The sequence below is a fragment of the Streptomyces sp. NBC_00536 genome (genome assembly GCF_036346295.1).
Taxonomy (GTDB): Bacteria; Actinomycetota; Actinomycetes; order Streptomycetales; family Streptomycetaceae; genus Streptomyces.
Map to the genome: position 1 here is coordinate 6,236,470 of NZ_CP107819.1, position 22,718 is coordinate 6,259,187.

Here is a 22,718-nt window from a genome sequence, read left to right on the forward strand (position 1 = left end):
TTTCTGGCTTCTGTACGAGGGATGCACGCATGAATGAGGAAAAACTCCGGTACTTCCTGAAGCGGGTGACGGCCGATCTCCACGAGACGCGCCGCCGTCTTCAGGAGGTCGAGTCGGAGGAGCAGGAGCCGATCGCGATCGTCGGGATGAGCTGCCGCTATCCGGGAGGCGTCGAGTCGCCCGAAGACCTGTGGCGGCTGGTGTCCGAGGAGACCGACGCCATCTCTCCCTTCCCCACCGACCGGGGCTGGGACATGGGGCGGCTCTTCGACGCGGACCCCGACGGGCGGGGCACGAGCTATGTGCAGGAAGGCGGCTTCCTGCACTCCGCCAACCGGTTCGACCCGGCGTTCTTCGGGATCTCGCCGCGCGAGGCCGTGGCGATGGACCCGCAGCAGCGACTGCTGCTGGAAACCTCGTGGGAGGCCTTCGAGCGGGCCGGGATCGACCCGACCTCGGTGCGCGGCAGCCGGACCGGCGTCTTCGCGGGCGTCATGTACCACGACTACGCCTCGCGGCTGCGTGCCGTCCCGGAGGAGGTCGAGGGGTACCTCGGCACCGGCGGCTCCAGCAGCATCGCCTCCGGCCGGGTCTCGTACACCTTCGGCCTGGAGGGCCCGGCGCTCACCGTGGACACGGCCTGCTCGTCGTCCCTCGTCACGCTGCACCTGGCCATGCAGGCGCTCCGCAAGGGCGAGTGCTCGCTCGCCCTCGCGGGCGGTGTCACCGTGATGGCGACACCGGGAACCTTCACGGAGTTCAGCCGCCAGCGCGGTCTGTCCTTCGACGGCCGCTGCAAGTCCTTCGCGGACTCCGCGGACGGCACCGGCTGGGCCGAGGGCGCGGGCATGCTCCTCGTGGAGCGGCTGTCGGACGCCCGTAAGAACGGGCATACGGTACTGGCCGTGGTCCGGGGCTCGGCCGTCAACCAGGACGGTGCCAGCAACGGCCTGACCGCCCCGAACGGCCCGTCCCAGCAGCGGGTCATCCGCCAGGCCCTGGCCGACGCCCGCCTCACGGCGGCCGACGTCGACGTCGTCGAGGCACACGGCACCGGCACCACCCTGGGCGACCCGATCGAGGCCCAGGCCCTGCTCGCCACGTACGGCCGGGAGCACACCGAGGACAGCCCGCTGTGGCTCGGCTCGGTCAAGTCGAACCTCGGTCACACGCAGGCGGCCGCGGGCGTCGCCGGCATCATCAAGATGGTCATGGCGATCCGCCACGGCCGGATCCCCAAGACGCTGCACGTCGACGAGCCCTCGACCAACGTCGACTGGTCGGCGGGCGCCGTCTCGCTGGTGCGGGAGTCCGTGGAGTGGCCGGAGACCGGCCGTCCGCGCCGCGCCGCCGTGTCGTCGTTCGGCATCAGTGGCACCAACGCGCACACGATCATCGAGCAGGCCCCGCTGCCGGATGCCGGGACACAGCCGACCGACGACGAGACGGACGGCCCTGCGGGCACAGAGGGCACAGAGGGCACAGAGGGTGCCGGAACCGGGGTGCGGCCCGTGTCCGTGCCTCCCGTACTGCCTTGGCCCGTCTCGGCCCGTACGGAGGAGGCCCTCCACGCCCAGGCGGAGCGCCTGCTGGCCCATGTACGGACGAACCCAGACCAGGCCCCGGTGGACATCGCTCTCTCCCTGGCCACGGGGCGCGCCGCGCTGGAACACCGCGCCGTCGTCGTCGCCACCGACCGGGAGACCGCGCTCGCCGATCTCGCCGCGCTGGCGTCCGGCGAGACTACGGCGCGCGTCGTGCTCGGCGAGGCGGGGGCGCGGGGCAAGACCGCGTTCCTGTTCACGGGTCAGGGGAGTCAGCGGCTGGGGATGGGCCGTGAGCTGTACGAGGCGTATCCGGTGTTCGCGGATGCGCTGGATGCGGTGTGCGCGCTGCTTGAACTGCCGCTGAAGAGTGTCCTGTTCGGTACAGATGCGGGTCTGCTGGACGAGACCGCCCACACCCAGCCGGCTCTCTTCGCCATCGAGGTGGCACTGTTCCGACTGGTCGAGTCGTGGGGTGTGAAGCCGGACTTCGTGGCCGGGCATTCGATCGGTGAGATCGCGGCCGCGCATGTGGCCGGGGTGCTGTCGCTCGATGACGCGTGCGCTCTGGTTGAGGCTCGTGGGCGGTTGATGGGCGCGCTGCCGGGCGGTGGCGTGATGATCGCCGTCCAGGCCTCGGAGGACGAGGTCCTGCCGCTGCTGACCGACCGGGTGAGCATTGCCGCGGTCAACGGCCCGCAATCGGTCGTGATCGCGGGTGACGAGGCCGACGCGGCGAGGATCGTGGACGCTTTCAAGGACCGTAAGTCCAAGCGGCTCACGGTGAGTCATGCGTTCCATTCGCCGCATATGGACGGCATGTTGGAGGACTTCCGGGTGGTGGCGGAGGGCCTGTCGTACGAGGCTCCGCGCATCCCCGTCGTCTCGAACCTCACCGGCGCTCTCGTCACCGACGAGATGGGCTCGGCCGACTTCTGGGTCCGCCACGTCCGCGAGGCCGTCCGCTTCCTGGACGGTATCCGCGCCCTGGAGGCCGCGGGGGTCACGGCGTACGTCGAACTCGGCCCGGACGGTGTCCTGTCGGCGATGGCCCAGGCGTGCGTGACCGGTGAGAACTCCGTCTTCGTTCCGGTCCTGCGCTCCGGCCGTCCCGAGTCCGAGAGCGTCACCACGGCCCTCGCTCAGGTGCACGTCCGTGGGATCGCGGTCGACTGGCAGGCGTTCTTCGCCGGGACCGGCGCCGAGCGCGTCGACCTGCCCACCTACGCCTTCCAGCGCGAGCACTACTGGCTCGACGCGGGAACCCTCGGCGGGGACGTGACCACGGCGGGTCTCCGATCCGCCGATCACCCCCTGCTCGGCGCCTCCGTCGCCCTGGCGGATGCGGAGGGCCTCCTCCTCACCGGTCGGCTCTCGCTCGATACCCACCCCTGGCTCGCCGATCACGCCGTGGCGGGGACGGTCCTGCTGCCCGGTACGGCCTTCGTCGAACTCGCGCTGCGGGCCGGCGACCAGGTCGGTTGCGACCTGATCGACGAACTCACCCTCGCGGCCCCGCTGGTGCTGCCCGAGCACGGCGGAGTCGAACTCCAGATCACCGTCGCGGCCCCCGACGAATCGGGCCGCCGGTCCGTCGTCTTCCACTCGCGCGCCGACAGCGCCACGGACGACGAGGCGTGGGTCCGGCACGCGACCGCGGTACTGGCGCAGGGCGCGGACACCCCGGCGTTCGACTTCGGCGTCTGGCCGCCGGCCGGGGCCGAACCGGTCCCGGTGGAGGGCCTGTACGAGGGGCTCGCGCACTCCGGTTTCGGCTACGGCCCCGTGTTCCAGGGGCTGCGTGCCGCCTGGCGTCAGGGCGAGGACGTGTTCGCCGAGGTGAGCCTCGGGGACGGAGTGAAGCCTGGAGCGGCGCAGTTCACCGTGCACCCGGCCCTGCTCGACTCCGCCCTGCACGCCATCAACCTCGGCAGCCTCGTCGAGGACACCGGGCAGGGGCGACTGCCGTTCGCATGGAGCGGGGTCGCGGTCCACGCCGTGGGCGCGGACACCCTGCGTGTACGGCTTTCCCGGGCCGGTCAGGACGCGGTGGCCCTGGAGATCGCGGACGCGGACGGCGTGCCCGTCGCCTCCGTACGCAGCCTGGCCCTGCGGGCCTTCTCACCCGACCAGCTGACCGGCCAGGACGGCGGCGGTCACGGCGACGCGTTGTTCCGGGTGGACTGGACGGCGTTGCCTGCGGGTGGCGTTGTGGGTTCGGTGGACGACTGGATGATGTTGGGTGCGGGTTCGCAGGTGTATGCGGATCTTGCGGGGCTGGGTGTGGCTGTTGCGGAGGGCGGCGGGATTCCGGCGGCGCTGGTGGTGCCGTGTGTGGCTCCGGACTCGGCCTCGCCGGACGTGGCGGGTGCGGTGCATGCGGAGGTTGAGCGTGTGCTGGGTCTGGTGCAGGAGTGGTTGTCGGACGAGCGGTTCGCGGATGCGCGTCTGGTGTTCCTGACGCGGGGTGCGGTGGCCGCGGTGCCGGGCGAGGACGTGGCCGATCTGGTCCACGCTCCGGTGTGGGGTCTGGTGCGTTCCGCCCAGTCGGAGAACCCGGGCCGTTTCGCTCTGATCGACGTCGATGGCGATGTGGACGCGGATGTGTTGTCGGCTGCGCTCGCTACTGGTGAGCCGGAGCTGGCGGTCCGCGAGGGGTCCTTGCTCGTTCCGCGCCTTGCCCGGGCTGCTGCCGCTGTTGATGCTTCCGCGCCCGAACTCGGTGCTGGTGGCACGGTGTTGGTGACGGGTGCGAGTGGGACGTTGGGTGCTTTGTTCGCACGGCATTTGGTGGTTGAGCGTGGTGTGAGGCGGCTGTTGTTGGTGAGTCGTCGTGGTGGGGCTGCTGAGGGTGCTGCTGAACTGGGCGCAGAACTGGCCGCGTTGGGTGCTGATGTGCGGTGGGCGGCGTGTGATGTCGCCGACCGTGTTGCGCTTGAGCGTGTTCTGGATGGGATTCCTGTTGAGTATCCGTTGTCGGGTGTGGTGCATACGGCTGGTGTGCTGGACGACGGAGTGGTGTCGTCGCTGACGCCGGAGCGGGTGTCGGCGGTGCTGCGTCCGAAGGTGGACGCGGCCTGGAACCTGCATGAGCTGACCCGCGACCTGGATCTCTCGCTGTTCGTGTTGTTCTCGTCGGCTGCTGGTGTGTTCGGTGGTGCCGGTCAGGCGAACTACGCGGCCGCGAATGTGTTCCTGGACGCTCTGGCTCAGCACCGCAGGGCGCAGGGCCTGGCGGCGACCTCCCTCGCCTGGGGTCTGTGGGCCGAGTCCGGAGGTATGGCGGGCGCGCTGGACGCCGATGATGTGTCGCGTCTGGGCCGTGGTGGTGTCAGTGCGCTGTCCGCGCCGGAGGGTGTGGCGCTGTTCGATGCCGCTTCCGCTTCCGGGCAGGCCCTGTTCGTTCCGGTGAAGCTGGATCTCGCGGCTCTGCGAGCGCAGGCGGGCAGCGGGATGCTGCCGCCGCTGCTGAGCGGTCTCGTCCGTACCCCCACCCGCCGCGCCGCCCGGGGCGGTTCGGCCTCCGGGGGCACGTTCGCCAGGAAGCTGGCTGCCCTTGCGGTGGACCAGCGGTCCGGAGCCGTGCTGGAGCTCGTGCGTGCCCAGGTCGCGGCCGTACTCGGCTTCGCCGGGCCCGAAGCGGTCGATCCGGCGCGATCGTTCAGCGAGGTCGGCTTCGACTCGCTGACCGCCGTCGAGCTGCGCAACAGGCTCGGCGCCGCGACCGGCGTACGGCTCCCCGCCACCCTCGTCTTCGACTACCCGACCTCCGCCGTCCTCGCCGACTTCCTGCATGGCGAACTGTTCGGCGGTCAGGAAGCGGCGGCAGCCCCGACGGCCTTCACGGCCCGGGACGACGAGCCGATCGCGATCGTGGCGATGGCCTGCCGCTTCCCCGGCGGCGTGCGGTCGCCCGAGGATCTGTGGGGGCTCGTCCTGGACGGCCGGGACGCCATCTCGGACATGCCGGACGACCGCGGCTGGGACGTCGAGGGGCTCTTCGACCCCGACCCCGACCGGCCGGGCACCAGCTACAGCAGGGCGGGTGGGTTCCTGCACGACGCCCACCACTTCGACCCGACGTTCTTCGGGATCTCGCCGCGCGAGGCCCTCGCCACCGACCCCCAGCAGCGGCTGCTCCTGGAAACGTCGTGGGAGGCGTTCGAGCGGGCCGGGATCGACCCGGCGACCGTACGCGGCAGCCGGACCGGCGTCTTCGCGGGCGTCATGTACAACGACTACGGCACCCTCCTGCACCGCGCCCCGGAGGGCCTCGAAGGCTATATGGGCACCTCCAGCTCGGGCAGCGTCGCCTCGGGCCGGGTCTCGTACACCTTCGGCCTGGAGGGCCCGGCGGTCACCGTCGACACGGCCTGCTCGTCCTCGCTCGTCACCCTGCACCTCGCGGTGCAGGCGCTGCGCAACGGCGAGTGCGATCTCGCGCTGACCGGCGGTGTCACGGTGATGGCCACGCCCGGCACGTTCGTCGCGTTCAGCCGTCAGCGCGGCCTCGCGAGCGACGGCCGCTGCAAGCCGTTCGCCGCGGCCGCCGACGGTACGGCGTGGGGCGAGGGCGTCGGCATGCTGCTCGTCGAGCGCCTGTCGGACGCGCGGGCCAACGGTCACCCGGTGCTCGCGGTGGTCCGCGGCTCGGCGATCAACCAGGACGGCGCGAGCAACGGCCTCACCGCCCCGAACGGTCCGTCCCAGCAGCGGGTGATCCGCCAGGCGCTGGCCAGCGCGGGTCTTTCGGCCGCCGAGGTCGACGTCGTCGAGGCGCACGGCACCGGCACCACCCTGGGCGACCCAATCGAGGCGCAGGCGCTGCTCGCCACCTACGGTCAGGACCGTCCCGAGGACAGCCCCCTGTGGCTGGGCTCCATCAAGTCCAACTTCGGTCACACGCAGGCCGCCGCCGGTGTCGCCGGAATCATCAAGATGGTCCAGGCGATGCACCACGGCGTGCTGCCCAAGACCCTGCACGTGGACGAGCCGTCTCCGCATGTGGACTGGTCGGCGGGCGCGGTCTCGCTCCTCACCGAGCAGATGGCCTGGCTGGAGACCGGCCGTCCCCGCCGCGCGGCGATCTCTTCCTTCGGCATCAGTGGCACCAACGCGCACACGATCATCGAGCAGGCGCCGGAGGCGGCGGAAACGGCCGTCGAGGAGGCGTCGCGTTCGGGTTCGCCGGTGCTGCCGTTCGTGTTGTCGGCGAAGTCGGCGGGGGCGTTGCGTGGTCAGGCGGCGCGTCTGAAGGCGCATGTGGAGGCTTCGCCGGAGGTGGCCGGGGCCGGGGTTGTTGATGTGGCGTATTCGCTGGCGACGCGTCGTGCCGTCTTCGATCACCGTGCGGTGGTGGTGGCTGGTGACCGTGAGGAGCTGTTGCGTTCTCTGGCCGCTTTGGAGTCGGAGGGCGCGGCGGTAGTCGGCGGAAAGCTTGCCTTCCTGTTCACGGGGCAGGGGAGTCAGCGTCCGGGCATGGGCCGTGAGCTGTATGAGGCGTATCCGGTGTTCGCGGATGCGTTGGATGCGGTGTGTGCGCGGCTGGAACTGCCGCTGAAGGATGTGCTGTTCGGTACCGATGCGACGCTGCTGAGCGAGACCGCGTATACGCAGCCTGCGTTGTTCGCGGTCGAGGTGGCGCTGTTCCGGCTGGTCGAGTCGTGGGGTCTGAAGCCGGACTTCTTGGCAGGTCATTCGATCGGTGAGATCGCGGCCGCTCATGTGGCCGGGGTGCTGTCTCTGGACGACGCCTGCGCTCTGGTCGAGGCGCGCGGGCGGCTCATGCAGGCGCTGCCCACCGGCGGCGTGATGATCGCCGTACAGGCGTCGGAGGACGAAGTCCTCCCGCTCCTCACCGACCGGGTGAGCGTTGCCGCCGTCAACGGCCCCCAGGCCGTGGTCATCGCTGGTGACGAGGCCGACGCGGTGGCGATCGCAGAGTCCTTCACCGGCCGCAAGTCCAAGCGGCTCACGGTCAGTCACGCGTTCCATTCGCCGCACATGGACGGCATGCTCGCCGACTTCCGTGAGATCGCCGAGGGCCTCTCCTACGAAGCTCCGCGCATCCCCGTCGTCTCCCACCTCACCGGCGCCCTCGTCACCGACGAGATGGCCTCGGCCGACTTCTGGGTCCGGCACGTCCGCGAGGCCGTCCGTTTCCTGGACGGCATCCGCGCCCTGGAGGGCCACGGAGTCACCACCTACATCGAACTCGGCCCTGACGGCGTCCTGTCGGCGATGGCCCAGGACTGCCTCACCGGTGACGGAGCCACCTTCGCGCCGGCTCTCCGCAAGGGCCGTCCCGAGGCCGAGACGATCACAACGGCCCTGGCTCACGCCCATGCCCACGGTGCGTCCGTCGACTGGGAGACGTACTTCTCCGGCACCGGCGCCCAGCGCGTCGAGCTGCCCACCTACGCCTTCCAGCACGAGCGCTACTGGATCGACGTGCCCGTCCACTCCGTCGGCGATGTGGCCTCCGCCGGACTGGGTGCGGCGGAGCACCCGCTGCTGGGCGCGGCCGTCGAACTGCCCGATTCCGAAGGGATGTTGTTCACCGGTCGGCTGTCGCTCCTGTCCCACCCCTGGCTGGCCGATCACGCCGTCGCGGGCACGGTCCTGCTGCCCGGGACCGCCTTCGTGGAGCTCGCGCTCCACGCCGGGCAGCGGGTGGGCAGCGGCCCGCTCGAAGAGCTGACCCTGGAGGCACCGCTGGTGCTTCCCGAGCGCGGGGCGCTCCAGCTGCGGGTGTCCGTGGCCGCGCCCGACGAGGCGGGGCGGCGCGCGCTGCACGTGCACTCGCGTCCCGAGGACCTGGGCGGCGAGGACCGTACGGGGCCGGGGGCGCCGTGGACGCGGCACGCGGGCGGTGTGCTCGCCGCGCCGGAGGCGGCCGATGCCGCGCCGGAGCCGGGCGGCCTGGACGTCTGGCCCCCCGCGGACGCCGAACCGCTCGACGCCGACGACCTGTACGACCGGTTCGCCGCGGGCGGGTTCGCGTACGGTCCTGCCTTCCGCAACCTGCGTGCTGCCTGGCGGCGCGGCGACGAGCTGTTCGCCGAACTGCTGCTGCCCGAGGGACAGCTCGCTCAGGCCGCCCACTTCGGTGTGCACCCGGCGCTGCTGGACGCGGGTCTGCACGGCATCGCGCTCGGCGCGTTCCTCACCTCCACCGGCGCCGGGACCGACGGCGGCGACGAGGACACCCGGATCCGGCTGCCGTTCTCCTTCAGCGGTGTCGCTCTGCACTCGGTCGGCGCGGGCTCGCTGCGCGTACGGCTCGCCCCGGCCGGGTCCGGCGCGGTGTCGCTCGCGGCCTTCGACGAGCAGGGCGCGCCCGTCGTATCCGTGGAATCGCTGCTGCTGCGGGTGGTTGACCCGGCACGGCTGAAGCCCGCGGACCGGCCGGTGTTCCACGAGTCCCTCTTCCGGCTGGAGTGGCCGTCGCTGGGCACGGGCCCGCGCACGGACCACGGCTCCGGGGACGGCGGCCGGTGGGCCGTGATCGGAGCCGACCCGCTCGGCCTCGAAGCCGGGCTGCGGGACGACGGTGTCGGCGTCGACGGGTACGCGGACCTGTCCGCGCTCGCCGGAGTCGTGGCCGCGGGCAAGCCGCTCCCGGACACGGTGGTGGTCTCGTACGCCTCCTCGGGCCCCGATGGGGGGACGGGGACAGCGACCGGGACGACGTCGGCGGGTACGGCGGACGCCGTCCGGCAGGCGGCTCACGACGCGCTGGAACTCGTCCAGGGCTGGCTCGCCGAGGACTCGTTCGCCGGGTCACGACTGGTCGTGGTCACCCGCGGCGCGGTCGAGGCGCGGCCCGGCGAGGGCGTGCCCGATCTGGCGCACGCGCCGGTGTGGGGCCTGCTGCGGTCCGCGCAGTCCGAGAACCCCGGACGATTCGTGCTGCTCGACCTCGACCCGGAGGGCGCGGACGAGGACAGCTCCAAGGGCACGCTCCTCTCTCCGCTGATGGCCGCCGCCGTGGCGAGCGGGGAGCCCCAGCTCGCCGTCCGTGCGGGTGTCCTGCGCGCCGCCAGGCTGGGACGGGTTCCCGCCGCCCCCACCGCGCCGCAGCCGGACGGGGCAGCCGGTGACGAGGGGGTGGCGGGCACGGAGCGCGCCCCCGCCCTCGACCCCGACGGCACCGTCCTCATCACCGGTGGCACCGGATCGCTCGGCAGCCTGCTGGCCCGCCACCTGGTCGTGGAACACGGTGTACGGCACCTGCTGCTGACCAGCCGGCGCGGGGCCGCCGCCGAGGGCGCCCCGGAACTCGTCGCCGCACTGGCCGAGCTGGGAGCCGAGGCGACCGTGGCCGCGTGCGACGCCGCCGACCGGGAGGCACTGGCCGCACTGCTGGCCGGCATCCCGGCCGCGCACCCCCTCACGGCGGTCGTCCACACGGCGGGCCGCGTCGACGACGGGCTCCTGGCGTCGCTGAGCCCGGAGCGGATCGACACGGTGCTGCGTCCCAAGGCCGACGCGGCGCTGCATCTGCACGAGTTGACCCGCGGGCTGGACCTCGCCGCGTTCGTGCTGTTCTCCTCCGCGGCCGGAACCCTCGGCAACCCCGGGCAGGCCAACTACGCGGCGGCCAACGCCTTCCTGGACGCCCTGGCCCAGCACCGGCGCGCGGCGGGCCTGCCCGCGGTGTCGCTGGCCTGGGGGCTGTGGGAGCAGCGCAGCGCGATGACCGGCGCGCTGTCGGACGCGGACGTCCAGCGGATGGCCCGTGCCGGACTGGCACCCCTCTCCTCGGAGGAGGGCCTGGCCCTCTTCGACACGGCGTGTGCCCTCGCGCCCGTGGGCGCCCCGGATACCGCCACCGGCGACGGAGTGTTCGTCGCCATGCGGCTGGACACCGCACCCCTGCGGGCCCAGGCCGACGCCGGAGCCCTTCCGGCGGTCTTCCGCGGGCTGGTGCGAGGAGGTCCTCGCCGGGCCGCCGCGCATCAGGCCGCCGACTCGGCGGCGTCCACCGCCGCGCGACGCCTCGCGGGTCTGTCCGGGCTGCCGCAGGAGGAGCAGGAGCGCGTGCTGCTCGACCTGGTACGCGCCCAGGTGGCCGCCGTACTCGCCTATCCGTCGCCGGACGCGGTGGGGGAGTCGCAGGAGTTCCTGGAGCTGGGTCTGGACTCGCTGACCGCGGTCGAGCTGCGCAACCAGCTGAACGCGGCGACCGGTCTGCGGCTGCCCGCCACCCTGCTCTTCGACCACCCCACCCCCGCGCTGGTCGCCGGGCGGCTGCGCGCCGAACTCGCGGGAGCCTCCGGCCCGTCGGCCCGCGAGGAAGCGACGGACAGCGGGGGAGAGGAGTCCGCGGGTGTCTTCGGGGCCATGCTCCAAGAGGCCGGAACGCAAGGTGCGTCCGGGCAGTTCATGGAACTGCTCATGCAGGCGTCGCGGTTCCGGCCGTCGTTCGCCTCACCGGCCGAGCTGCGCAAGGCGCCGAGCCTGGTGCGCCTCTCCCGCGGTGACACCCGGCCGGGGCTGGTCTGCTTCTCCTCGATCCTGTCGATCTCCGGCCCGCACCAGTACGCGCGCTTCGCCTCCGCGTTCCGGGGCCGCCGGGACGTTCACGCGCTCGGTGCCCCCGGCTTCCTGCGGGGCGAGCAACTGCCCTCGACCACCGACGCGGTGATCGAGGCCCAGGCGGAGGCCGTGCTCCGGCACGCGGACGGTGCGCCGTTCGTGCTCCTCGGCCACTCCTCGGGCGGCATGCTCGCCCACGCGGTGGCCGGGAAGCTGGAGAGCGCGGGGGTCTTCCCCCAGGCGCTGGTGATGATCGACATCTACTCGCACGACGACGACGCGATCATCGGCATCCAGCCCGGCCTCTCCGAGGGCATGGACGAGCGGCAGGACACCTACGTACCGGTCGACGACAACCGGCTGTTGGCGATGGGCGCGTACTTCCGGCTGTTCGGCGGCTGGAAGCCCGAGGCGGTGAAGACGCCGACCCTGCTGCTCCGGGCGGGTGAGCGGTTCTTCGACTGGACCCGGTCCACGGACGGCGACTGGCGTTCGTACTGGGACCTGGACCACACCGCCGCGGACGTGCCGGGCAACCACTTCACCATGATGGAGGAGCACGCTCCGACGACGGCGCAGGCCGTCGAGGGGTGGCTGGACACCATCGGCTGACGGCGCCGGACACGCAGCGAGGGCCGGGCCCCACCGTAAAGGTGGGGCCCGGCCCTCGGTCGTCTTCCGGTCGTCAGGCGACGCGCCGCTCGCGCTCGCGGGAGCGCTTCTTCGGCAGCCCCACCGTCACGACCTCGAAGCTGTCCTTGGTGAGGTCGAGGCGGTGGAAGAGGTTGTCGGGCCCGGCCACGCACACCGTGCCCACGCCGAGCCCCTTGAGCCCGTCCACCACGCCCGGCCAGTTGACGGGCCGGTCGAAGGTGTCCAGCATCATCGTGCGCATCCCGGCGGCGTCCCGGACGACCGCGCCGTCCTGGTCGTTGACCACGGGCAGGGTGGGGTCGGCCAGTTCGTAGGCGGCGAAGACCTCTTCCTCCACCTTGTGGCGCAGCGCCGAGAAGGCCGCCGCGTGCACGGGCGGGCGCATCGAGTACATGGAGTAGCCGCCTGCCGCGCTGATGCCCGCCTTCAGCCCGTCCAGCTCCTTCTCCGGTACGGACACCATGTGGAAAGCGGCGTCCAGCCGGCCGGAGATGTCGTACCAGGCGCCGCGATCGTCGAAACCGGCGAGGATCTCGTCCAGCCGGTCCTGCGGGGTGCGGACGAAGCAGTGCGTGACGACGTCCTCGTACGCGCCGGCGAAGTACTCCTCCTCGCAGCGGGCCAGCTCCGCGGTGAGCCGGACGACGTCCGCGAAGGGCAGCGATCCGACGAAAGCGGAGGCGGCCTTCTGGCCGAAGCTCGGGCCGGCGCAGACGGTGGGAGCGATGCCGAGCGCGTCCACCGCCCGGTCGGCCATCGCCATCGAGTTCACCAGGAAGGCGATCTGCGAATAGACCGAGTAGTCGTCCTCGGAGGTGCGGAAACGGTCGAACACCGAATAGCCGAGCGCCTCGTCGGCCTCCGCGAGGCGCTGGCGCGCATAGGGGTCGAGCAGCAGGAACTTCCCGACCTCCGCGAAGGACGAGGGCCCCATGCCGGGAAAGACGATCGCGGTCGCGGTCGCGGGAGCCTGCTCGGAAACGGAAACGGAAACGGAAACGGAATCGGAGACGGAATCGGAATCGGAAGGGGTCATGATCCGTGAATGCCTTTGCTTACGGGGACGGCGCCGGCAGCAGACATCTGCCGGCGTCACTGACGAGGAACGGCCCCGCACCCGGCCGGACGCGAGTGCGCCGGGCCGGGCACGAGGCCAGGAGGGACGGGAGGGACGGGACGGGGGAGGGTGCGATCAGTCCTGCGCCCTGCGGTGGAACCCCTTGATGCCGATCAGCCCGAAGAGCACGATCGCCCCGCTCAGGGCGAGCAGATCGACCCACAGCGGAATCGAACCGGGACCGCCGGGCGGCAGCAGCAGGGCGCGGATCCCCTCGCTGACATAGGTCAGCGGGTTGATGGCGCACAGCACCTGGAACCAGCGGATGTCCGCCAGGCTGTGCCAGGGGAACTGGGTGCAGCCGGTGAACATCAGCGGGGTCAGCGTCACGGCGAAGATGACACTGATGTGCCGCGGCGGGGCCAGCGTCCCGATCGTGAGGCCCACCGTGCTGCCCGCCAGCGCGCCCAGCAGCAGCACGCCCAGCGTGGGAAGGAAGCGGTCCATCGGCCAGGACACGTCGTCGAGGATCAGGAAGCCGACGGGGATCATCACCAGCGAGGCGATGATCCCGCGCAGCGCGCCGAAGACCAGCTTCTCGACGGCCACCAGACTGGTGGGGATCGGCGCGAGGAGGCGGTCCTCGATCTCCTTGGTCCAGGAGAAGTCGATGACCAGGGGCAGCGCCGTGTTCTGCAGGCTGACCAGGAAGCTGTTGAGCGCCACCACGCCCGGCAGCAGGATCTGCTGGAACCCGCCGCCGGTGTAGCCGAGTTCGCCGAGGACCTTGCCGAAGACGAACAGGATGAAGAACGGCTCCACGAGCACCTGGGCGAGGAACGGGCCCAGTTCGCGGCCGGTGACGAAGATGTCCCGCCACAGGATGAAGAAGAACGTGCGGGTCGCGGTGCGTACGTCGGTACGCGCCGGCCGCAGTTCCGGCGGGAAGTCGGCGACCGGGTCGGGCGCGGTGAGGGTGGCCGTCATCGCAGCTCCCGGCCGGTCAGCTTGATGAAGACGTCCTCCAGTGTCGCGGTTCCGACGCTCACGTCCTTGATGTCATGACTCGCTTCCGTCAGGGCCGTGATGGCGGCCGGCAGCACCGCGCCGGACGGCGCGTCGCTGTAGAGGCGGAGCCGTACCGGCGCGGGCGCGCCGCCCTGCTCCTTGGCGTGTTCCTGGTGCGCGAGTTCGACCCGCTCGACGGTCTCGATCCGCTCCAGCAGGCTCACGATGCCCTCGGGTCCCTGCCCGGCGGGCTGGACGGCGGGCTGGACGGTGAGCGTGAGGGTGGTGCTGCTCAGGGTCCGCGTCAGCGCCTGCGGGGTGTCGAGGGCCAGCAGCCGGCCGTGGTCGACGATGCCGACGCGGTCGCAGAGCTTGGCGGCCTCGTCCATGTCGTGCGTGGTCAGCACGGTGGTCACACCGCGCTTGCTCAGCTCGGCCACGCGCTCGTGGATGAACAGCCGCGCCTGCGGATCGAGTCCGGTGGCGGGCTCGTCGAGGAAGAGCACCTCGGGTCGGTGCATCAGGGCCCGGGCGATCATCACGCGCTGGGCCTGGCCGCCGGAGAGTTCGTCGCCGCGGGCCTTGCCCCGGTCGGCGAGGCCCACCCACTCCAGGCACTCGTCGGCGAGCCGTCCGCGTTCGGAGCGGCTCATGCCGTGGTAGCCGGCGTGGAAGGTGAGGTTCTGTCGGAGGGTCAGCGACCGGTCGAGGTTGTTGCGCTGCGGTACGACGGCGAAGGCCCGGCGCGCCTGGGCCGGGTGGGCCACGACGTCGACGCCCTGGACGAACGCTCGTCCCGCAGTGGGGGCCACGCGGGTGGTGAGGATGCCGATGGTCGTCGTCTTGCCCGCCCCGTTCGGGCCGAGGAATCCGAAGACCTCGCCCCTGCGGACCGAGAAGCTCAGGTCGTCCACCGCTGGTCGGTCGCGGCTCCGGTACTTCTTGACTAGTCCGTCGACCACGACGGCGGAATCCACGGGTCGTTCAGAGTTCATTTACGCCTGCGAATCAAGCGGGACGCGGCGACGGCAGTCCGGGGGATTCGCGCGGGAATGTCGCGTGACCGGCCGCGCGTCGAGCGGCGACTGAATAGGGCATAGAAGTGGTGCGGAATCTTTCTAACACGCAGGGCGGCGCCACGCCTCAACTGCCCGGACCGATAGGGGGAGATGTGGATTCCTAGGGGGGAATAGGGGGTGAGGAGGCGGATCAGGGGTTGTTCGAGGGGGTATTCGGAAAACCCCTATTCGAAAGTCTCCCGGGTGGCGAGTGTTGCGGTTCCATCGAATGTCCTCATAGCATCGGCGCGTGATCGCGCCGAATTACTTAACGCAAAATAGAGCGTCGGCGGGTCGTGTGTCCGCGGACTTCGGGGTGGATCCCGGATCGCTGCGGTGGATGGTGATCGGCGCGACGGGCATGCTCGGCGGCGAAGTGGCCGCCCAGCTCACGGCCCGGGGCGCCGACCCGGTGGGGATCGGCCGGGCCGACATGGACCTCACCGACCCCCGGGCGGTCGCCGCGGCCGTGGCCGACGGCGGCCCCGATGTCGTCGTCAACTGCGCCGCCTGGACCGCCGTGGACCTGGCCGAGACCGAGGAGGAGGCGGCCCTCGCCGTCAACGGGACGGGAGCGGGCCACCTCGCCCGGGCCTGCGCCGCCACCGGCAGCCGGCTCCTCCACGTTTCCACCGACTACGTCTTCCGAGGAGCCCCGGCCGATGCCGGGCACCCCTACGCGGAGGACGCCGAACCCGACCCGTCCACCGCGTACGGACGTACCAAGCTCGTCGGCGAGCGCGCCGTCCTCGCCGAACTCCCCGCCACCGCGGCCGTGGTGCGCACCTCCTGGCTCTACGGGCGCGACGGCGGCGGCTTCGTCCACACCATGGCCCGCCTCGCGCGCGAGCCGGGACGGACCGTGGACGTGGTCGACGACCAGCACGGACAGCCGAGCTGGACCCCTGATGTCGCGGCGCGGATCATCGCGCTCGCCGCCCTGCCCGCCGACCGGGCGCACGGCGTCTTCCACGCCACCGGCGGGGGCCGCACCACCTGGCACGACCTGGCCCGCGAGGTGTTCCGGCTGACCGGCCACGACCCGGACCGGGTCCGGCGCATCGACAGCTCCCGGCTGCGCCGGGCGGCGGTCCGCCCGGCCTGGAGCGTCCTGGGCCACGACCGCTGGGCCGCCGCGGGACTGACTCCGATGCGCCACTGGCGGACGGCCCTCGCGGAGGCCCTCGCGGGATCCCATCCATCTGAGAGTGTGAACTCCCCTGGCCCGAAAGGCTGTTGAAGGGTGAAATCCCTGTCGATAGAGGGCGCCTGGCTGTACGAGCCGTTGCTCCACGACGATGAGCGCGGCACGTTCATGGAGGTGTTCCAGGGCCAGGCCTTCGAGCTGGCCACCGGCCGCCGTCTCGAACTGGCCCAGGTCAACTGCTCGGTGTCCCGCCGCGGCGTCGTGCGCGGCGTCCACTTCGCCGACCTCCCGCCCGGCCAGGCCAAGTACGTCACCTGCGTACGCGGCGCGGTGCGCGACGTGATCGTGGACCTGCGCCCCGGCTCTCCCACCTACCGCTCCTGGGAGGCGGTCGAACTCGACGACCGCAGCCGGCGGGCGGTCTTCCTCTCCGAGGGCCTCGGCCACGCCTTCCAGGCGATCACCGAGGACGCCACCGTCGTCTATCTGACCACCTCGGGCTACGCCCCCGGCCGCGAGCACGGCGTCCACCCGCTCGACCCGGAGCTGGGCATCACCTGGCTTCCCGGCACCGAACCGCTGCTGTCCCCGAAGGACGCGGCCGCCCCCACCGTCGCGGCGGCCGAGGCCCAGGGCCTGCTGCCCGCGTACGAGGACTGCGTACGGTACGTGTCCTCGCTCGCCACACCACTCAGCGAGGAGACCCCGTGAAGGCACTCGTCCTGGCGGGGGGATCCGGCACCCGCCTGCGCCCCCTGACCCACACCTCGGCGAAGCAACTCGTCCCGGTGGCCAACAAGCCCATCCTCTTCTACGTCCTGGAAGGCATCGCCGACGCGGGCGTCACCGACGTCGGCATCATCGTCGGCGAGACGGCCGACGAGATCAGGGAGGCCGTCGGCGACGGCTCCCGCTTCGGCATCAGCGTCACCTACATCCCGCAGCACCAGCCGCTCGGCCTGGCCCACGCCGTGCGCATCGCACGGGACTGGCTGGGCGAGGACGACTTCGTGATGTACCTGGGCGACAACTTCCTGCTCGGCGGGATCAGCGAGCAGCTGGAGGAGTTCCGCACCCGGCGGCCCGCCGCGCAGATCATGCTCACCCGGGTCCCCGATCCGTCCGCCTTCGGCGTCGTCACCCTCGACGAGGCGGGCCGGGTCACCGGCCTGGAGGAGAAGCCGAAGTTCCCCAAGAGCGATCTGGCCCTGGTCGGCGTGTACTTCTTCACCGCCGCCGTGCACGACGCCGTGGACGCCATCAAGCCCTCCGCCCGCGGCGAGCTGGAGATCACCGATGCCCTCCAGTGGCTCCTCGACAAGGGCCTCGGCATCGCGTCCTCCACGGTCAACGGCTACTGGAAGGACACCGGCAACGCCACCGACATGCTGGAGGTCAACCGCTCGGTGCTCGACGGCCTGACCCCGTACTGCAACGGCTCCGTCGACGCCGAGAGCGAGCTGGTCGGCCGGGTCGTGATCGAGGAGGGCGCGGTGATCACCCGCTCCCGGATCGTGGGCCCCGTCGTCATCGGCCGCGGCACCCGCGTCGAGGGCTCCTACATAGGCCCGTTCACCTCCGTCGGGGAGGGCTGCGCGGTCGTCGACAGCGAGATCGAGTACTCCATCGTGCTGGCCGGCGCGGCCATCGACGGCGTCGGCCGCATCGAGGCGTCCATGATCGGCCGCCAGGCGCAGGTCACCCCCGCGCCCCGCACGCCCCAGGCCCACCGCCTGATCCTCGGCGACCACAGCAAGGTGCAGATCCGTTCATGAAGATCCTGATCACGGGAGCGGCCGGGTTCATCGGCTCCCACCTCGTACGCACGATCCTGGGCCCGGACAAGCCGCTCGGCGACGACGTCCGCGTCACCGTCCTGGACGCGCTGACCTACGCGGGCAACCGCGCGGCCCTCGCCCCGGTCGAGGACGAACCGGGCTTCGCCTTCGTGCACGGCGACATCACCGACGCGCCGCTGGTGGACCGCCTGGTGGCGGCCCACGACGCCGTGGTGCACCTGGCTGCCGAGTCGCACGTCGACCGGTCGATCGAGCGGGCCGACGCCTTCGTACGCACCAACGTGCTCGGCACGCACACCCTGCTGGAGGCCGCGCTGCGCCACGGCACCGGTCCGTTCGTGCACGTGTCGACCGACGAGGTGTACGGCTCGGTGCCGGTCGGCTCGTCCGTCGAGAGCGATCCGCTGACGCCCAGTTCGCCCTACTCCGCGTCCAAGGCGTCCAGCGATCTGCTGGCCCTGTCCTACCACCGCACCCACGGACTCGACGTGCGGGTGACGCGCTGCTCCAACAACTACGGGCCCTACCAGTACCCGGAGAAGGTGATCCCCCTCTTCGTCACCCGGCTGCTCGGCGGTGGCACCGTCCCGCTCTACGGCGACGGCGGCAACGTACGCGACTGGCTGCACGTCGACGACCACTGCCGCGCTCTGCTGGCCGTCCTCACCGAGGGGCGCGCCGGACAGACGTACAACATCGGCGGCGGCACCGAGCTGACCAACAAGGAGCTGACCGGCCTGCTGCTGGACGCCTGCGGCGCCGGATGGGACCGGGTCGAGCAGGTCACCGACCGCAAGGGCCACGACCGGCGCTACTCCGTCGACTGGACGAAGATCCGCACCGAGCTGGGCTACACCCCGGTGCACGACTTCGCCGAGGGCCTCGCCGAGACCGTCGCCTGGTACCGGAACAACCGCCCGTTCTGGGCAGCGCCCGGGGCGGAGCTTCAGGGCGCATGACTCATGAGTGCACCCGGCACTCCACGAGGGAGACCACCCCCGACGACGTCAGCCTGATCCAGATCCGGCAGCCGGCGATCCCGAGCAGCTACCGCATGATCTGTCTGCCCAGCTCGCGGAACTCCTCGATCTGCTACCTGGCCATGTCGGAGCTGCTGCTGCCCACCGTGGAACTGCTCATCGTCCAGTACCCGGCCCTGACCTCCGAGGAGGAGCACCCGGCCGAAGAGGACGCGGCGCTCGCCGACAAGATCTTCGAGGCGGTCCGGGGCTGGGCCGACCGCCCGCTCGCCCTCTTCGGGCACCGCCTCGGCGCCGACCTCGCCTACGCGGTCGCCCAGCGGCTGGAACGCGAGACCGACGCGGCACCCCTGACCCTGTTCGTCTCCGGACGTACGGGACCGGCCCACCGCGGCGGCCTCGGCCCGCCCGCGCTCAACTGCCGGGTCGTCGCCCTGGCCGGCTACCACGACCCCCGCGCACCCCTGTCCGGGGTGCGGGCCTGGCGGCGCTGCACGGCGGGCCGGTTCGACCTGGAGGTCTTTCCCGGCACGCGCGGGTACCTCGACTCGCACCGTCGCGAAGTCGTCAACCTCGTGCACGACCAGTTGATTTCGCTCCGCGGACCGGAGCCCGACTGAGCACGGCCGGGCTCCCCATCTCTTGTGAAGCCCGCGAATCCCGCGACCCACCCCAGAGGAAGGACAGTGTGCGACCGATGACCGCGAAGATCTTTGCAGTCGACTCGGTACGACCCGTCGACGAGTTCGAGCAGGACGCCCTCCGCGTCGCCGATGTGATCCGCGAACGCGGAGTCGGCCTCGGCGACCGGGTCATGCTGAAGGCCGGCAACTCGGCGAGCTACGTCTGTGTGCTGTACGCGCTGATGCACGTCGGCGCCTCGATCGTCCTCGTCGACCAGCAGGAACACAGGGAGGAGACCCGCCGCATCGCGCTGCGCACCGGCGTCAAGGTCACCTTCGTCGACGACGAGACCCCGATCGACCAGGAAGCCGACCCCATCCACCTGTACGAGCTGATGGTGGCGACCGAGAACCGCCCGCCGCTCGACAGCGCCCTGTCGTTCGACGCCTGGGGCGAGCTGTCCGACGGCCTCATCATGTGGACCTCGGGCTCCACCGGATCGCCCAAGGGCGTGGTCAAGTCCGGCGGAAAGTTCCTGACCAACCTACGGCGCAACGCCCATCAGGTCGGCCACCGTCCCGACGACGTCCTGATGCCCCTGCTGCCGTTCGCCCACCAGTACGGCCTGTCGATGGTGCTCATCGCCTACCTCACCCGCTGCTCCCTGGTGATCGCCCCCTACCGGCGGCTGGACCGCGCGCTGCGCATGGCCCGCGACTCCGGCACCACCGTCATCGACGCGACCCCCTCCAGCTACCGGAGCATCCTGGGCCTGGTGACCAGGAAGCCGGCCCTGCGCGCACACCTGGCCGGCACCCGGATGTTCTGTGTCGGCGCGGCCCCGCTCGACGCGCCGCTGGTGGAGAGCTACGTACAGGAGTTCGGCCTGCCGCTGCTCGACAGCTACGGCTCGACCGAGCTGAACAACATCGCCTTCGCCACCCTCGACAACCCGGTCTCCTGCGGCCGCGCCATGGAGGGCATCGCCCTGCGGATCGTCGACGAGGACGGCCGCGAGCTGGCGGCCGGGCAGCCGGGCGAGATCGAGGTCGACACCCCCGACGCACTCGAAGGGCAGATAGCCGACGACGGTTCGATCGTTCCCGCGGCCACCGGCTGGCAGCGCACGGGCGACCTCGGCCACCTCGACGCGGACGGCAACCTCTACGTCCTGGGACGCAAGTTCGCCGTGCACCGCATGGGCTACACGCTCTATCCCGAGCTGATCGAGCGCAAGGTCGCCGCCGAGGGCTGCCCCACCCGGATCGTGCCCCTGCCCGACGAACTGCGGGGCTCCCAGCTGGTCTTCTTCGTCGAGGACGAGGAGCAGCGGGACGCCGGTTACTGGCGGGAGCGGCTGTGCGCGCTGCTGCCCGCCTTCGAGCAGCCCAACAAGGTGATCGTGCTGGAGCAGTTCCCGCTCAACCGCAACGGCAAGCCGGACAAGAAGGAGCTGACGCGGCTGGCCGCCGAATAGGCACCGGCCGGACGCGCCGATGGCGCCCCCACCCGCGGGTGGGGGCGCCATCGGCATGTCCGGGGCGTGTGCCCCCCTAGCCTTCGTAGGGGAGGTCGAGGGGAGCCAGCGCGTCGAAGAGGTCACCGGGGCCCGGATTGCCGGGAGGGGTGGCCCCGCCCAGGTGGTCCAGTACGCCCCACACCGCGTTCAGCGCCGTCGTGACGGCGCCCTCCGCGAAGCCCGCCGTCCAGGACACGTCGTCGCCGCACAGGAAGAAGCCGCGCTCGGCCCGCGGCAGCCCACGCTGCATGAACTGCGTGAACAGCCTGCGCTGGTAGCGGTACTGGCCCGGCAGATTGGACTTGAACGCGCCCATGAAGTGCGGCTCGCTCTCCCAGGTGATGGTGATCGGATCACCGATGACGTGGGAGCGGATGTCGACACCGGGATAGATCACGCCGAGCTTCTCCAGCAGCACGTCCAGCCGCTCGGCGGCGCTCAGCGTCGCCATCTTCAGCGAGTCGTCGTTCCAGGTGTACGACAGGCACATCACGCCGGGGCGGTCCGGTCCGTCGTCGAAGAGATAGACCCCGCGCGGCATCCGGTCCGTGAGCGTCATGCTCATCACCGGACGGCCGGTCCGCGGGTCCGTGTCGTTCCAGAAGGGCCGGTCGGCCAGGACGAACAGTTTCGAGGCGCCCATGTAGTGGGTGCGCTCCACCGCGGTCCACAGCGGCTGCGTCAGCAGCGCCGGATCGCACGCGACCCGGTTCAGCAGGGTCCACACGTGCGGGGTGTACACCACCGCCGCGAACCGCTCCCGGTGCCCGTCGGCGTCGGTGACGAGGAAGCCGTCACCGTCCCTGGCCACGGCCCGTACCCGCGGCCGGGCCGTCCCGCCGTGCAGGGAGGCGAGAGAGGTGCCGGCCGGCCAGTGCGCGCAGTCCCGCGGCCGGTGCTCCCACAGCCCGCGCGGCACCCGCTGGGAGCCGCCCTCGATGGCGACCTGGTTGTCGTCCGCCTCGGTGTAGACCACGCGCAGGATCTCGAGGAGCGAGTTGGGGAAGTCGGTGTCCCAGCCGCCGGTGCCGAACCCCACCTGCCCGAAGATCTCCCGGTGCCGGAAGGACGCGAACGCCGAACTGGTCGCGAGGAAACCGTAGAAGGACTGGTCGTCGAACTCCCTGACCAGCCGGTTCCAGATCTGTTTCACCGTCTCGACGTCGCGGCGCCGGATCGCGTCCCGCATGGTCGCCAGCTCGGCCCGCTCCTGCAGGGCCTTCTCCCAGGCCGCGGCCACCTCCTGGTACACATCGGGGAGTTGCTCCGCGGTCCGCGCGGTGTGCCGTTCGCCGCCGAGGTCGATGAGGGTGCTCGGGGTGCTCGCCGCCAGCGGGTTGGGGAAGGGGCTGGTGCGCAGCCCCAGCAGATCGATGTAGTGGAACAGGGAGCGCGCGGAGAGCGGGAAGCGCATCGCCCCCATCTCCGCCACCAGGCCGGGCTGCCCGGGGAAGGGCACCGAGCGCATCCGGCCGCCCAGTTGCTCCGCCTCGTACAGGACCGGGCGCAGGCCCAGCCGCATCAGTTCGTACGCGGCGGTCATCCCCGCCATTCCCCCGCCGACCACGGCCACCGGAGTACCGGCGCGCTCGGGCGGAAGGGTGCCGAGCCCGTCCGGATGGCGCAGCCAGCCGTCGTAGGAGAACGGGAAGTCGGGCACGAGCATGGTGGTCGGAGCCGGACTGAATGACGTCATCTGGAAAACCTCTCGGGCCGGTTCGGCATCGCTTCCAGGGAAACCGGAGACATTCCGAGCTGAGCCGGAAATCACGGCGTCGAGCCGGGCCC

General features: G+C 71.4%; 11 protein-coding genes. 7 read left to right on the top strand and 4 right to left on the bottom strand.

Annotated features, from left to right (window positions below; genetic code table 11):
- Positions 1-29 precede the first annotated feature (29 nt).
- Positions 30-11,696, top strand: a complete 11,667-nt coding sequence (locus tag OHS33_RS27285) for a type I polyketide synthase (protein WP_330333041.1) — start codon at positions 30-32, stop codon at positions 11,694-11,696.
- Positions 11,697-11,769: 73 nt separating this feature from the next.
- Here OHS33_RS27285 and OHS33_RS27290 read toward each other — a convergent pair whose 3' ends face one another.
- The 3 genes from OHS33_RS27290 to OHS33_RS27300 form a co-directional block, all read right to left on the bottom strand.
- On the bottom strand, positions 11,770-12,774 hold the full coding sequence (locus OHS33_RS27290; protein ID WP_330333042.1) for an ACP S-malonyltransferase: 1,005 nt from the start codon (positions 12,772-12,774) through the stop codon (positions 11,770-11,772).
- Between the two features lie 156 nt (positions 12,775-12,930).
- Positions 12,931-13,782, bottom strand: a complete 852-nt coding sequence (locus OHS33_RS27295) for an ABC transporter permease (RefSeq protein ID WP_330333043.1) — start codon at positions 13,780-13,782, stop codon at positions 12,931-12,933.
- Entirely contained in the window at positions 13,779-14,798 is a 1,020-nt protein-coding gene (locus OHS33_RS27300) for an ABC transporter ATP-binding protein (protein WP_330333044.1), read from the bottom strand. The genes OHS33_RS27295 and OHS33_RS27300 overlap by 4 nt, the downstream gene beginning before the upstream one ends.
- A 394-nt stretch (positions 14,799-15,192) precedes the next feature.
- Between OHS33_RS27300 and rfbD the strand changes: the two genes are divergently transcribed.
- From rfbD to OHS33_RS27330, 6 genes are all read left to right on the top strand, one after another.
- Positions 15,193-16,101 carry a dTDP-4-dehydrorhamnose reductase gene (rfbD, locus tag OHS33_RS27305; protein WP_330335230.1) on the top strand — a complete coding sequence of 303 codons (909 nt, stop codon included), beginning with the start codon at positions 15,193-15,195 and terminating at the stop codon, positions 16,099-16,101.
- A gap of 3 nt (positions 16,102-16,104) precedes the next feature.
- Positions 16,105-16,719 (top strand): dTDP-4-dehydrorhamnose 3,5-epimerase family protein, encoded by a 615-nt coding sequence (locus tag OHS33_RS27310; protein ID WP_330333045.1) that lies wholly within the window; start codon positions 16,105-16,107, stop codon positions 16,717-16,719.
- A complete protein-coding gene (locus OHS33_RS27315) occupies positions 16,716-17,783 on the top strand; it encodes a glucose-1-phosphate thymidylyltransferase (protein WP_330333046.1) in 1,068 nt (355 codons plus the stop codon). Before OHS33_RS27310 ends, OHS33_RS27315 begins: the two co-directional genes overlap by 4 nt.
- Complete coding sequence (gene rfbB / locus OHS33_RS27320) at positions 17,780-18,766, top strand: dTDP-glucose 4,6-dehydratase (protein WP_330333047.1); 987 nt, start codon at positions 17,780-17,782, stop codon at positions 18,764-18,766. The genes OHS33_RS27315 and rfbB overlap by 4 nt, the downstream gene beginning before the upstream one ends.
- Positions 18,763-19,407 (top strand): thioesterase II family protein, encoded by a 645-nt coding sequence (locus OHS33_RS27325; protein ID WP_330333048.1) that lies wholly within the window; start codon positions 18,763-18,765, stop codon positions 19,405-19,407. Before rfbB ends, OHS33_RS27325 begins: the two co-directional genes overlap by 4 nt.
- A gap of 77 nt (positions 19,408-19,484) precedes the next feature.
- Complete coding sequence (locus OHS33_RS27330) at positions 19,485-20,888, top strand: class I adenylate-forming enzyme family protein (RefSeq protein ID WP_330333049.1); 1,404 nt, start codon at positions 19,485-19,487, stop codon at positions 20,886-20,888.
- Between the two features lie 76 nt (positions 20,889-20,964).
- Here the strand turns inward: OHS33_RS27330 and OHS33_RS27335 are convergent, their stop codons facing one another.
- Positions 20,965-22,626, bottom strand: a complete 1,662-nt coding sequence (locus OHS33_RS27335; protein ID WP_330333050.1) for a flavin monoamine oxidase family protein — start codon at positions 22,624-22,626, stop codon at positions 20,965-20,967.
- Positions 22,627-22,718 lie beyond the last annotated feature (92 nt).

What these genes read in the sequence shown, in the direction of transcription:
- OHS33_RS27290 (WP_330333042.1), bottom strand. Translation starts at nt 12,774, where the DNA reads ATGACCCCTTCCGATTCCGATTCCGTCTCCGATTCCGTTTCCGTTTCC.
- OHS33_RS27330 (WP_330333049.1), top strand. Translation starts at nt 19,485, where the DNA reads ATGACCGCGAAGATCTTTGCAGTCGACTCGGTACGACCCGTCGACGAG.
- OHS33_RS27295 (WP_330333043.1), bottom strand. Translation starts at nt 13,782, where the DNA reads ATGACGGCCACCCTCACCGCGCCCGACCCGGTCGCCGACTTCCCGCCG.
- OHS33_RS27335 (WP_330333050.1), bottom strand. Translation starts at nt 22,626, where the DNA reads ATGACGTCATTCAGTCCGGCTCCGACCACCATGCTCGTGCCCGACTTC.
- rfbB (WP_330333047.1), top strand. Translation starts at nt 17,780, where the DNA reads ATGAAGATCCTGATCACGGGAGCGGCCGGGTTCATCGGCTCCCACCTC.
- OHS33_RS27300 (WP_330333044.1), bottom strand. Translation starts at nt 14,798, where the DNA reads ATGAACTCTGAACGACCCGTGGATTCCGCCGTCGTGGTCGACGGACTA.
- OHS33_RS27325 (WP_330333048.1), top strand. Translation starts at nt 18,763, where the DNA reads ATGACTCATGAGTGCACCCGGCACTCCACGAGGGAGACCACCCCCGAC.
- OHS33_RS27285 (WP_330333041.1), top strand. Translation starts at nt 30, where the DNA reads ATGAATGAGGAAAAACTCCGGTACTTCCTGAAGCGGGTGACGGCCGAT.